This window comes from Terrimonas pollutisoli, from assembly GCF_029360765.1.
GTDB classification, from domain to species: Bacteria; Bacteroidota; Bacteroidia; order Chitinophagales; family Chitinophagaceae; genus Terrimonas_B; species Terrimonas_B pollutisoli.
The window spans coordinates 26,048-39,566 of the sequence record NZ_JARKNA010000012.1 but is presented as its reverse complement, the minus strand read 5'-3'; the positions used below and the strand labels follow the sequence as shown (position 1 = coordinate 39,566).

General features: G+C 41.8%; 12 protein-coding genes. 7 read left to right on the top strand and 5 right to left on the bottom strand.

All coding sequences use genetic code 11. The features are described 5' to 3' along the window. Positions 1-43 precede the first annotated feature (43 nt). Complete coding sequence (locus P2W73_RS17505) at positions 44-460, bottom strand: nucleoside-diphosphate kinase (RefSeq protein ID WP_276503380.1); 417 nt, start codon at positions 458-460, stop codon at positions 44-46. Positions 461-602: 142 nt separating this feature from the next. Here P2W73_RS17505 and P2W73_RS17500 point away from each other — a divergent pair, with 142 nt between their 5' ends. Next, the gene (locus P2W73_RS17500) at positions 603-1,610 is read left to right on the top strand and encodes a DHH family phosphoesterase (RefSeq protein WP_276503379.1); all 1,008 of its coding nucleotides are present in this window, start codon (positions 603-605) and stop codon (positions 1,608-1,610) included. 77 nt (positions 1,611-1,687) lie between these two features. Beyond that, positions 1,688-2,668, top strand: a complete 981-nt coding sequence (locus P2W73_RS17495; protein ID WP_276503378.1) for an FKBP-type peptidyl-prolyl cis-trans isomerase — start codon at positions 1,688-1,690, stop codon at positions 2,666-2,668. Between the two features lie 299 nt (positions 2,669-2,967). Here P2W73_RS17495 and folP read toward each other — a convergent pair whose 3' ends face one another. After that, positions 2,968-3,795 (bottom strand): dihydropteroate synthase, encoded by an 828-nt coding sequence (gene folP, locus P2W73_RS17490; protein ID WP_276503377.1) that lies wholly within the window; start codon positions 3,793-3,795, stop codon positions 2,968-2,970. A 48-nt stretch (positions 3,796-3,843) separates the two neighbouring features. Between folP and P2W73_RS17485 the strand changes: the two genes are divergently transcribed. From P2W73_RS17485 to P2W73_RS17465, 5 genes are all read left to right on the top strand, one after another. Next, positions 3,844-4,392 (top strand): DUF1599 domain-containing protein, encoded by a 549-nt coding sequence (locus tag P2W73_RS17485; protein WP_276503376.1) that lies wholly within the window; start codon positions 3,844-3,846, stop codon positions 4,390-4,392. Between the two features lie 207 nt (positions 4,393-4,599). Next, positions 4,600-5,793: a BT_3928 family protein gene (locus P2W73_RS17480; protein ID WP_276503375.1), complete on the top strand. Its 1,194-nt coding sequence runs from the start codon at positions 4,600-4,602 to the stop codon at positions 5,791-5,793. A 5-nt stretch (positions 5,794-5,798) separates the two neighbouring features. After that, complete coding sequence (locus P2W73_RS17475) at positions 5,799-6,848, top strand: ABC transporter permease (RefSeq protein WP_276503374.1); 1,050 nt, start codon at positions 5,799-5,801, stop codon at positions 6,846-6,848. A 100-nt stretch (positions 6,849-6,948) separates the two neighbouring features. Further along, a complete protein-coding gene (locus P2W73_RS17470) occupies positions 6,949-8,133 on the top strand; it encodes a parallel beta-helix domain-containing protein (RefSeq protein WP_276503373.1) in 1,185 nt (394 codons plus the stop codon). Positions 8,134-8,265: 132 nt separating this feature from the next. Further along, entirely contained in the window at positions 8,266-9,318 is a 1,053-nt protein-coding gene (locus P2W73_RS17465) for an SO2930 family diheme c-type cytochrome (RefSeq protein WP_276503372.1), read from the top strand. 77 nt (positions 9,319-9,395) lie between these two features. Here the strand turns inward: P2W73_RS17465 and P2W73_RS17460 are convergent, their stop codons facing one another. The 3 genes from P2W73_RS17460 to P2W73_RS17450 form a co-directional block, all read right to left on the bottom strand. Beyond that, positions 9,396-10,724, bottom strand: a complete 1,329-nt coding sequence (locus tag P2W73_RS17460; RefSeq protein ID WP_276503371.1) for a DEAD/DEAH box helicase — start codon at positions 10,722-10,724, stop codon at positions 9,396-9,398. A 935-nt stretch (positions 10,725-11,659) separates the two neighbouring features. Then, entirely contained in the window at positions 11,660-12,631 is a 972-nt protein-coding gene (locus P2W73_RS17455) for a metallophosphoesterase (RefSeq protein WP_276503370.1), read from the bottom strand. Positions 12,632-12,852: 221 nt separating this feature from the next. Then, the gene (locus tag P2W73_RS17450; protein ID WP_276503369.1) at positions 12,853-13,311 is read right to left on the bottom strand and encodes a transposase; all 459 of its coding nucleotides are present in this window, start codon (positions 13,309-13,311) and stop codon (positions 12,853-12,855) included. Positions 13,312-13,519 lie beyond the last annotated feature (208 nt).

The window sequence follows — 13,519 nt, the reverse complement described above, 5'->3', positions numbered from 1 at the left end:
CCGGCAAATACCGGCTATTCCTGTTCAAATTATATAGAAAGACTTAAACTCTTTCGAGTATAGAGAAGAAGAAATCACTCTCAATTTTAGCATTTTCATCGCTATCACTTCCGTGCACCGCATTTTCGCCAAGAGAAGTTGCATACATTTTGCGAATCGTGCCTTCTGCAGCCTGTGCAGGATTGGTGGCGCCGATCAACTCACGAAAGCTGGAAACGGCATTTTCCTTTTCTAATATCGCCGCGGTGATAGGGCCGCTGCTCATAAACTCAACCAGTTCACCATAGAACGGCCTTTCCTTATGCACGGCATAAAACTCACCGGCCTTCTCGGCGCTGAGTTTAGTAAGTTTTAGCGCTACAATTCTATATCCTTCCTTGATAAACCTGTCTAAAATAACACCGGCATGCCCATTTTTCATGGCGTCCGGTTTGATCATGGTAAATGTTCTATTGCTCATGTACTTGTTTTTGGGGCGCAAATGTAGCTAAAGTTTTAGGTAACAAGTTCTAAAGTTTTCAAAAACATTGATTTTTATTGGCTGCAAAACCAAAATCAGCTTAAACTCTACAAGTGAGAACCCTTATCTTCGCAACCGTTTTATGAAACCTATACAGGAGATATTTCCGCAACTGGCCCAACCCCGGAAAGTGGTCATTACCATGCATCAAAAACCCGATGCTGATGCGATGGGGTCATCCCTTGGGCTTGCTCATTTTTTAAGACAACTGGGTCATACGGTTACCGTCATCTCACCGACCAACTGGGCAAAATGGCTCAACTGGATGCCGGGTTGCAATGAAGTGATCGATTATGAAGCCAATAAAGCAAAAGCCGATGCCATTCTTGATCAAACTGAATGGCTTTTTTGCCTGGACTTTAATATCTTTTACCGTACCAAAACAATGACTGAAAAACTGGCTCAAATTTCCTGTACCAAAATATTAATTGATCATCACCAGGAGCCTGATGCCCCATCATTTAATTACGGAATAAGCGACACGGGTAAAAGTTCAACGAGTGAGATGATCTATGATTTTATCGTTAACTCGGGGCACCAGGACAGGATCGATGAAACGATTGGTGAATGCATTTATGCGGGAGTGGTTTCGGATACAGGTTCCTTTCGTTTTCCATCGGCGCATTCGGGGGTGCATACACTTGTAGCAGATCTGAAATCAAAAGGCTTGCAACATGCCAAAGTGCATGAAAATCTTTTTGACAATTTTTTAGAAAATAAAATTCGCTTCACCGGTCATGTTCTCCTGCATCGGATGGAGATCATGTATGAATATAATACCGCACTGATTGCCATTCCGAAAAACGATTTACTTAAATATTATATTAAAACCGGCGACACCGAAGGCCTCGTTAATTTTCCCCAATCCATCCAGGGGATCAAACTAGTAGGCTTGGTAATTGACAGGGACGAAGAACGAAAATGGAGTTTCCGCAGCAAGGGTGATTTTGATTGTAACAATTTTGCCCGCAAATATTTTAATGGCGGAGGACACTTTAACGCATCGGGTGGTCGCAGCAGTGATTCACTGGAGGTGACGGTACAAAAATTTAAGGATGCGGTAAAAGAAAATAGGGCGCTGCTGGAATAATTGGAAGATTCAGGTAGGCGGTTACGATCAAATTTGAAGACAATTATAAAAGGCAAAAAACAATACAAACTACACAAATGAAAAAGGTTTATTCGATGCTGACGATTGCGGGTATCGCTGTATTAGCTTCCTGCAATGGCGTGAATTATGAGAAAGCAAAAAGTGGGATGCTTTACAAAATAATATCGAACAGTAAAGACTCAACAGTTAAAGAAGGAGAATATCTCAAACTTCATTTCACTCAAAAATTGAACGACTCTGTCTTGCAAACAAGCTTTGGCAAAATGCCGGTGTATGCCAAAATGCAAACCAATCCCGGGAACACTTATAATCCCGCCGAAATTTTTCATTTGTTAAGAAAGGGAGATAGTGTAGTAACAGTTGCTATCACGGATTCATTGCTCTCAAAAGGATTGATGCCCGAAATGCCGCCGTTTATGAAAAAAGGTGACAGGCTTATTACCAGTTTCAGGATCATAGATATTATCAGAAACGATAGTTTGTACCAGGCGGACCACGCAAAAGAAATGGAAAAAGATCGCCCCCGCCAGATGAAAGAGCAGGAAGAGCAAATGGCAAAAATGGAAAAGGAGCAGTTGGAACAACGCAGGAAGGATGAATTGGAAATGGAAAAATCTGGCGAAGCTGCCAAGGGAATTGCTGCTATGGAGGCCTATTTGAAAAGCAAAAATATTTCCGCACAAAAAACGGGCAAAGGAACGTTTGTTGCCATTACCCAACAGGGAACTGGTCCAATGGCTGATTCAGGAAAATATGTGACGGTAAAATATACCGGAAGGACATTGGAAAAGGACAGCGTTTTTGATTCAGGTACATATCCCTTACAATTGGGTCGTGGCAGAGTGATTGCAGGTTGGGATGAAGGATTGAAATTATTCAAAGAAGGAGGAAAAGGAACTTTATATATTCCCGGCTTCAGAGCTTATGGAAAAAGTCATCCCGCCTTTAAACCTTTTGCAGCGCTGATTTTTGATGTGGAAATGCTTTCGGTATCGGATACAATGCCGAGCCAAAACGCACAGCCAACGCCGCATTGAAGAAATTGATAGAACTCAACCCAATGTTGATTGTTAAGTCAAAATAATGTTGCACCTTTACACCGCTCTGGAAATAGGGCGGTTTTTTTTTAACGAACTGTCAAAGTTGGCCCCGTTTTTAGTCCAAGATCCAATTCTATAACCCTATGAAACAGTCATCATCGAACTACCGTACTTAGAGTTATATGTAGTCCGGATCTATCGAATTACCCTAAGACACATTGAGGCCTGATTAAAATGTCTTAATGAAAAAGAGCATCTGTAACGGGATGCTCTTTTTATTTTGTTGAAAAATTTTGTTAATCCTTATACGCAATGATCAAATCTATTGCTTGTTTCGCCTCCTTCACATCATGCACTCTCAATATTTGTGCTCCGTTCAGTAAACCGATAGTGTTTAATACCGTTGTTCCGTTGAGTGCCTCATCCGCACTAACCCTGAGCGTTTTATAAATGGTTGATTTGCGTGAAATACCCACGAGCAGGGGTTTGTCTAACATGCTGAACACTGATAGGTTTTGCAGCAGTTTAAAATTATGTGTGATGGTTTTACCAAATCCAAATCCCGGATCAACAATGATATCATGCAAACCCATTTTTTTTAACTCACCTGTTTTTTGAATAAAAAAATCAAGGACGGCTTTTGTGACATCATCATAGTGGGGTGACTGTTGCATATCCTGCGGCGTGCCCTGCATGTGCATCAACACATAAGGCACTTGCAAGGAGGCGACGGTTTTCAACATATCTTCATCCATGCTTCCGGCGCTGATATCATTTACTATAGCCGCCCCGGCATCAACTGCTTCTTTTGCTACCGCTGCGTAATAGGTATCAATAGAAATAAAGGTCTCCGGGAAATTTTTATTGATTGCTTCGATGGGTTCAATTACTCTTTTCAACTCTTCGTCTTTGCCGACAACAATGCTCCCGGGCCGGGTACTTTGACCGCCAATATCCAAAATGGCCGCACCTTCTTTTATCATCACTTCCGCTTTTTGCAAAATGGCATCGATGTTTTGCTGGCGGCTGGCGGCATAAAATGAATCAGGTGTAGTGTTGATGATGCCCATTACCACGGGGGTGTCAATCACCAATAATCTGCCTTTACAATTCAAGGTGTACATTAAGTCTTGTTTCGCTATTTTTGAAGCTAAGATAAGTTAGTAACTGATATGACCATTATGACGAACACCAACCTGCAATACGATGAAGTAGTCGGCTCATGCAAAGAAATTTTTTTAAAGAAAGCAAAAGACTATGGAACAGCGTGGCGGGTTTTACGAACCATTTCCATCGTAGACCAGATATTTATCAAGGCGCAGCGTATTCGAACCATACAGGAAAAGAAACAACAAAAAGTAGCGGATGACATCAGCGGGGAGTTTAAAGGCATCATCAACTATGCCATCATTGGGCTCATCCAGCTTGATCTGCCGGCTGACGCACCGGAAGAACTGGAATTATTGACCGTCTCATCCTTATACGACCAGTATGTGGAAGCCAGCAAAAAACTGATGGAAGATAAAAATCATGACTATGGCGAAGCATGGCGAAGCCTGAGCCAGGAGAGCTTTGTCGATCTCATCCTGATGAAGCTCCAGCGCATCAGGCAAATTTTGGTCAATGAAGGAAAGACGCTGATCAGCGAAGGCATTGACGCCAATTATAATGATATCATTAACTATGCAGTTTTTGCGTTGATCTTGTTGGGGGAGAAGTAGCAGCTGCAGGAATTACAGGGTAAGGGATACGAGATTGCAAGATCCGGGATAATTTGATATCAACATTAACGTTATGGTTGGTTGTAGCGGGATATGAATTACAAGGATCTTGAAATATGGAACTTGTCCAAAATATAAACAATGTATTTTCAAAAGATCAATATCCTAATCTTGTATCCCGCAACGCTCATCACTAACTAAACAATCATGAAAATTCTCATCAACATAGCCAGGATTATCGTTGGATCGCTTTTTATTTTTTCCGGTCTTGTCAAAGCGATCGACCCATTGGGATTAAGCTATAAAATGCAGGAGTTTTTTGAGCTATGGGGAATGGCCAGCCTCAATGAACATACCTTGTGGATGTCGGTGGCAATGATCGCTTTTGAGATCATTGCCGGTGCAGCGTTGTTGTTGGGTTGGAGAATGCGGCTTTTTAGCTGGCTGCTATTACTGCTGATTGTTTTTTTTACCTTCCTTACCGGCTATGCTTACCTGTCGGGCAAGTTTAAAAACTGCGGCTGTTTTGGCGACTGTATTCCGATCACTCCGTTTACCTCTTTCCTGAAAGATATTGTCCTCACTGTATTAATTCTATTTCTTTTTGCCAACCGCAAAAAGATCGCACCTGTTTTTGGCAACAAAGCAAACCTGTTGATCATGGCGTTGGTGACACTATTTAGTTTTGGGTTGCAATGGTATGCTCTCCGGTATTTACCCCCGATTGATTGTTTACCCTTTAAAAAAGGGAATAATATCACAGAAAAAATGCGGGTTCCGGCAGGCGCATTGCCCGATAGTTTCGCTATTCGTTTTATCTATGAAAAAGGAGGTAAACAGTTTGAGTTTGCACCGGCTGATCTGCCTGCCGACCTGGACTCTTACAACTATGTAAGCCGCACTGATAAATTGATCAGGAAAGGAAACGCTGAGCCGCCAATCAAAGGGTTTGCTTTATCCGGCATCACCGGCGAAGATTCTACCGGTATCGTATTACGTCAGCCTTATACGGTGTTGCTCTTTTGTGAAAACTTTGCCACACCGCTTTCAGTTTGGAAAGATGAATTTGCGAAAGTGTATGAGGCGGCCAAAGCAAAAAATATCCCGGTATATGCTGTTACCAACCGGATGGAAGAAGCAATAAAGAATTTTTCTGCCACATCATTTGCTGATATACCTGTATTCAAATGCGACTATACTGCCATTCGCACTGCAGCCCGCACTGACCCATGTATCTACCTTTTAAGAAGGGGAACTGTGCAGGACAAGCAGAGCCATTCACGAATGGATAAAATTGTAGCGCAGCTTGGATCATTAGTTGTTCAGAAAATTATTCCACCGCCCGGCCAGGGATCTACCGCCGAATTAGACAGTCTTCAGCAAACAGGTAACGGCAATTAACAGTCATGTTGCAATACATCGTCAAAAAATTATTGTATGGCATATTGGTTCTGGCCGGTGTTGTCGTGCTGGTTTTCCTCCTGTTCCAGGGTTTTGGCGATCCTTCAAGATTGGTAATGGGGCAATCCGGTGATTCGGCTACACAAGCCAATATCCGGAAAGAAATGTATCTCGATCAGCCAAAGGTGAAACAATTTCTTTTTTATCTCAATGATGTATCTCCCATTGGCATGCATAGTAGAGAAGAGATCAAGTCTAAAGGATTGAAAGGTATTTTTATTGGTGGTGAGAATAAAATTGGTTTAAAAATACCTTACCTGCGAAAATCCTATCAAAGTAAACGGGAGGTTGGTACCATATTAATGCAAGCTTTACCGGGAACGCTGATCCTGGCTATTGCGGCCATGATCATCGCGGTCATAATCGGTATACCGTTAGGAGTGGTGGCGGCTGTTCGTCAAAATACGTGGTGGGATACATCCGCCATTTTTTCCAGTATCGTAGGTATCTCGGCGCCATCGTTTTTTATGGGTATTATTATCGCTTATATTTTTGGATTTCTGTTAAGCGACTGGACAGGTTTACATATTTCCGGAAGCTGGCTTGAGATCGATGATGTAACGGGGGAAAAGAGATTAACCGTAGAAAATCTTATTCTGCCAGCCATTACATTAGGCATACGTCCGCTGGCGATCATCACGCAGCTTACCCGTAGTGCGATGCTGGATGTGCTCGACCAGGATTATATCCGCACAGCTTATGCAAAAGGATTGAGTAAAAAAACCGTAATCTGGAAACATGGCCTTCGCAATGCATTGAACCCGGTCATAACAGCTATTACGGGTTGGTTTGCAGAACTACTGGCCGGTGCTTTTTTTGTAGAATATATCTTTGGCTGGCAGGGCATCGGTAAAGTAACAGTGGATGCATTGGAAAAGCTCGATTACCCCGTTGTGATGGGCTCTGTACTCATCTCTGCCGGTTTTTTTATCCTCATTAATATTTTAGCTGACATCTTGTATGGTGTCGTCGATCCCCGTGTGAGGATCAGCTAATGTTCCCGGACCTCTATGTATTAACCCTTACGTAACCTAGCCTAATTTTCATTTGCTGAAATCCTTCATCGATATTTTGTAAATTACAGTAAAAGCTTTTATGAAAGCTGCCTGTTTGCTTGCTGTTTTCCTCTGCTTATTTTCCGTTCTTACTGCGCAAGACCTGCGCCGCCAGTTGCAGGCACAGTTTATCGAATCACCCGATGGCTCCGTGATCGAAATTCCTGAAGGCCGTTTTCAATTGAATATGGCGCTGTGGATGGATGGCAAGAACAATATTACCATCCGTGGAAAAGGAATGGATAAAAGCATTTTATCGTTCAGGGGACAACTGGCAGGCGCAGAAGGGATCAAGATCACCAACTCTTCTAATATTATTTTAGAAAATATCACGGTACAGGATTCAAAGGGCGACTTAATAAAAGCACAATTGGTGGATGGATTGACATTGAAAAATGTAAAAGCCGAATGGACAGGCAAACCCTCGAAAAACAACGGCGCTTATGCATTATATCCCGTGCAATGTAAAAATGTACTGATCGATAGTTGTGTGGCCATCGGCGCATCAGATGCAGGCATTTATGTGGGCCAATCACAGCAGGTGATTGTTCGTAACAGCAAAGCCTATCACAATGTAGCGGGGATAGAAATTGAAAATACGTTGTATGCCGATGTATACAACAATGAAGCCACGGGCAATACCGGCGGCATATTGATCTTCGATCTGCCCAATCTTGTTCAGAAAAAAGGTGGACATGTCAGAGTTTTTAACAACCATGTTCATCATAACAATTATCCCAATTTCGCCCCCAAAGGGAATATCGTTGGCAAAGTACCCCTGGGAACGGGCATGATGGTGCTGGCTACAAATAATGTTGAGATCTATAATAATCGCATTATTAACAACCGCACCGCCGGCACGGCAATAGTGAGCTATTATATTTCAGAGATTCCGATCAAAGACGAATCCTATTATCCTTATCCCGATCAAATTTTTATTCACGATAATGTTTACGAACGTAAAAATATCCGGACTACCATGAAGGGAAGAATGGGATTAATGTTCAGGTTAAAAGTGCGGTTTGGTAAAAAAGTGCCCCATATTATTTATGACGGCATCGTGGATGACAAAGTAAAAAATCCTGCGATCTGCATCCGCAATAATACCAATCAGAGTATTGGCAATATTAAAGCGGGTAACAAGTTTAAAGGCATAACAAGAGAGATGTCGCCTTATGATTGTAATGGAACGATACAGGAAGAAGTGAGGTTAGTTAAGGAGTAAATAGATGAGGATAGGTAATGCAACACAAAGAACACAAAGATTGCTCAAAGGACATAAGGCGGGAAACATTTCATTGTGTTCATCGTGTTATCGTTGTGCTACTGACAAAAAAGTGATATCAAGCTGTTGAACATGAAAAAGCAATTCATCGTTATTAGTATTTTAACGTCTGTTATTGTTATCAACCTGGCGTTGATACCGCCGCTACGAAAACCGGTTTTTGAAAGAAAAGATAAATTATCGGACTACCATTTCTTTATCGGTAAGCTGGCAGACCTGCAACCGTCCAATTCTGTTGTGCCCTATGATATCAACTCCGTATTATTTTCCAACTATGCCGAGAAATTACGTTTTATAAAATTACCTGAGGGAATGCCAGCGGCTTACAGCAAAGATGATGTGTTGCAATTGCCGAAAGGAACCGTGATCATTAAAAATTTTTATTACGAAAATGATTTCCGCAAAAAAAATAAAGGAAGAAGGATCTTAGAAACCCGCCTGCTGGTAAATGAAGAGAATGGCTGGACGGCTTATCCCTATGTATGGAACGATGAACAGACGGAAGCGTTTTATGATGTGGCCGGCGACATAAAAGAGGTGTCTTATATCAATGCCAATGGCAAGCGCATCAATATTGATTATATCATCCCCAATAAAAACCAATGCAAGGGTTGTCATATCCGGGATGGAAAAATGAAACCGATCGGCCCGATAGCTGCGCAACTGAACAAAGATTATGCGTATGAATCAGGAACGCAAAACCAGTTAAGCTATTGGCAACAACAAGGAATGCTCAGCGGTTTGCCGGATCTTGGCAGCATTGCAAAAATGGCCCGCATCGATGATGCCGCTCAATCCGTTGAATCAAGGGCAAGAGCTTACCTTGATGTGAACTGCGGTACCTGTCATCATCCGCAGGGGCCGGCTAATACTTCCGGCTTGTTTTTACATTACGACCAGGATCCAACCGTGGAATTGGGCATCATGAAAAGCCCGGTAGCAGCAGGGCGCGGCGCCGGAAAAAATGCTTTTGATATTGTACCTGGCCAACCGCATAAATCCATTCTTACATTCCGGATGCAAACCAATGATCCCGGCATTGCCATGCCCGAACTGGGAAGAGAACAGGTGCATAAGGAAGGGGTGAAGCTGATAAAAGAATGGATAAAGAGAATGGAACGGTGAGTGGTCTCATTCAGATTGCTGGCTCTAAAATGCAAAACCTATAACTGCTAATTGCTAACTGTCAAACTGCAAACCGTCTATTTCGCAATCGCCATCTTCACTTTTTTGTTTTTGATCTTCTGGTCTTTTATTAGGCGCAATGTTTCGCCCATCTTTATTTTTTTCACTGCTACAAACGAAAAGAAATCTTTTACTTCTATCAGGCCAATATCTTCTTTTTTCAGTTTGCCCTTATTACCCAAGAAACCTACGATATCCACTTTGTTTACTTTATCCTTTTTACCCGCTGCAATGAAAAGCGTTGACCACTTCGGCTTCTCGGGAAACTCATTTGTCGCAGGTAATTCGATGGATTCGGTATCTGCAGGCAGGTAAGCCGGTTGCTTTTCTTCCGGCGATAAGATCAATATAGCGGTGCCGCTTGCATCCATGCGGGCTGTTCTTCCATTGCGGTGGGTAAATATATCTTCGGTATGCGGTAAATGATAATGGATGATATACCGGATATTGGGAATATCCAAACCCCGGGCAGCAAGATCCGTGGTCACTAAAATATTGGAAGTACCACTTCGGAATTTAAACAAGGCGCTGTCCCTTTCCTGTTGTTCCATGGCGCCATGATAAAACACATTGACGATGCCCTGCTCCTTCAAATACTCACTGGTTCGTTCCACTGACTCCCGGTGATTGCAGAATACAATGGTTGACCGGTTGCCCAGGTGGCAGATCAGTTTCAGCAGCGTTTCCAGTTTATCCTTTGCTTCACTTTGGACAATTTTTATAGCGAGCCCTGTCGGCGTTTCATCACCGTTATTGAGAAAATTAAGCTTTACCGGTTCCTTTAAACCCACAAACGCCGGTATCATTACCGCTTCTGTGGCGGATGTCAGGATGCGTTTCTCAATGGCCGGTAAAGAGCCAATGATAAATGCCATTTCATCTTCAAAGCCTGCTTCCAGTGATTTATCAAATTCATCCAGCACTAATGTTTTGATAGATGCTGTTGTAATATTTTCCCGGCGGATATGATCGGCCAGCCTGCCAGGAGTACCGATCAGCATGGCGGGAGGTTCTACCAGGTTATTTTCCTCGATCTCTCTTTTATGCCCGCCATAGCAACAGGTGACTTTATACACCGTGCCCAATGATTTAAAAACTTTTTCGATCTGCAATGCCAGCTCACGGGAGGGAACGATAATGAGAGCCTGTGTTTTCTTATTGGTCTCATCGAGCAGGGAAAGGATGGGCAACAAAAAACCAAGTGTTTTACCCGAGCCGGTAGCCGACAGCAGTATGACGTTATCGCTTTTTTCATTGGCTTCAATGGATGCCTTTTGCATATCATTGAGCTCATCGATATTTAAGCGGGATAGAATATCGCTAATGGAGTGAGATCGCTTTTTCATGGGAGCAAAAGTAGGTAAACGGCGATGTTTAAACGCTTGGAGAATGAATTTGGTTCTTCATGGCCGCTTGCAGCGACCGGTGCAGCGGTTTTTGCTGATGCAAAATATCATTAGAAATCAGCATAGAATTGTACCAGCGGTTATGTATATTTATAAGTTTATGCGCAACTTTGTCAGGCAAGAGTCTACAAAAGAAATCGTGAATACAAGTCAGTTTTCCAAAACCATATTTTATTTTCTCTCACCATTTATTATTTGGACGCTTTTCTGTTTGATTGGATTCATAATTGACAAATTCAGATTTTCTGGAGATACCCGGGAATGGTCGCATTTAGTTGCTGGATTATTCTTCCCATCTTTTTTTGTTTTTGTACCCGTAGATTTACTACTAAGACTCATCACAAGGAATAAGACTGGGCGAATTTGGATAGCAGAGTTAATATTGATGCTTTGTTTAGTAATTGTGTTCTACGTTTGGTTGTCATGACGATAGACAACTACTTGCTTCGGAATAAATACTTAGCCACAATCCCTATCATGCTACAGACTCGGCTATGGACCTTGGAATATAACTTCCTGCTTTATATCTTTATTCAGCGATAGTTCGGGCTGAAGTACACAGAATATCAGCACAGCAGAAAGCCTGGACGGTTAGCAGTAATTTTATGTAAGACGAAAAGACTTATACTCTTTCCCAGACAAGTCTTACTGCGTGGATATGTGTAGAGCGGACTCGTCGTTGGATAAGATGAAATGTAATGTAATAGGTGTAAAGGTTTATATTCTATTTTCACACGAATAAGATAATAAGGTTGTGTATGAAGTTAGTTTAGTTCCTACTAAGGTTTAAGGAAGAAGCATCAGCATCTCTCACCTCTTTCATCGCAGACTAATCCGTGCGCCAATCCCAATATCGATTATTTCTAAAAAACCTATCACTTTGGGGTTGCTAATTGATGTTTATATACCACTTTTTGCTCATCAGTAACAAACTGTACAAGGCATCCGCGGGGAGAAACAGAAATAGCTATAAAGCCTATTTTCCGCGCCGCAAAGCGACGGTATCGTTTGAGCCAGCCCACATGCCTGGTGTCCGATCCGGCACCCGAAATAATATAATGAGTGGGCCGCCTTTTTCGTTTCAGCAATTCGAGATGATGTTCATGACCGGATAAATAAAAATTTACATTATTAGCGTACAGCACAGGTTGAATTAAACGGCGAAGCTTCTTTACTCTTATATTATGCCGCCTGCTTCCGCCGGTATGCAAGGGATGGTGACCCGTTACAATTTTCCATTTGGCGCTGCTGCTGCTCAATGTTTTTTTAAACCAGGCAAGTTGCTCATCTACATAGGAAGTTGAGTATTTATTGGTGTCAGCCGGTATGCCCCGCAACTGTTTTTCTATCGGTTCTGTATCCAGGAAAACCATCAACATGGAATCTTGCCCAATGATGATACTGGTGTCATAATATCTTTGCGGCATATACCAGCGTGTGCTGATGTAGGTATAATTTACCTGCGCATCAGGATCTAATGTATAATCATGATTGCCTAATACTGCCAGCCAGCGGCATTGCAGGGAAGAATCGGCATAAACATTTTCGAAAGTATGCACCCATTGCGAATCGTTTATGCTATTTACTCCGGCAGGATAAAAATTATCGCCAGTAGCAATGACGAAAGATATGTTTAATTGCCGGGCAGCCGCAGCCATTGCCTCCGCTACTTTTCGCTGTGTTGCGGAACCCTGTGTGCCCCAGTCGCCCACAACAAGAAAATGAACGGAACTATCCATTCTGCTTAACCCCGGTATTGTATCCACTAGTGGAACTGCATAACTATGTTTAAAATAAAAGAAAAGCAATGCCACAAATAAAGTTGGTAATGATCGCAGGTGAAACATGCAAGGGATTTAACTGGATTGAAATAGAATGGACTGTTATATTCTATATTTCATACGAATAAGGTAATGAGGTTGCGTATGAAATTAGTTTATTTCCTACTAAGGTTAGAGAAGGGAAGTTTACCATCATAAAAACCTTATTCCAATTTCGTGTTATCCGACAAATAGTTCAAGCTTAACCTTAGTAGAAAATATAGCAGAGCAAACCAAACCTCATTACCTTATTTCCCATTAACTTTTTCAAATGGATGCAAGGTTTTTTGATAAAACTTTATGAACTCTTCATATTCTTCTGCGAAACTAACCTTACGGTGATGTTCCGGTTGATTGAGAATGTATTTACAAACTTTATCAACATCGGATTTCGATACTGAAAAAGCTGATGCAGAATCTTGCCAGTTAAATAATCCGACAGATAATTTATTTTGGTTAATAAATCGTTGCGAACTATCAGCAACAATGGAAGCCAGTATTTCCTCGGATATTTTAGGCGAACGGGATGCCAGAAAATGGACATGTTCCGGATTAGCGTAGATGGCATAAAGATGACACTCGTTGTTATTTATGATACCGGTGATATATTTTCCAATTCTCTCCCTGTGCTTTTCAGTAATAACAGGCTGGCGATGCAGTGTGGTAAGTATGAAATGGGTGTACAGGTTCTTATATTCTATCTTCATACAAATAAGGTAATAAGGTTGAGTATGAAGTTAGCTTATTTTCTACTAAGGTTAGAGAAGACAAGAGATTTACCCATCAAAAAAACTTATTTAAATTTCCTCTTGTCTTTCAGAACAATTCAACCATAACCTTAGTAGCGAGTGCCGTCTAGAAAACTAACCCTGCTAACTTATTCAGCTACGGTATTGAATGACATGAAATTTTCAT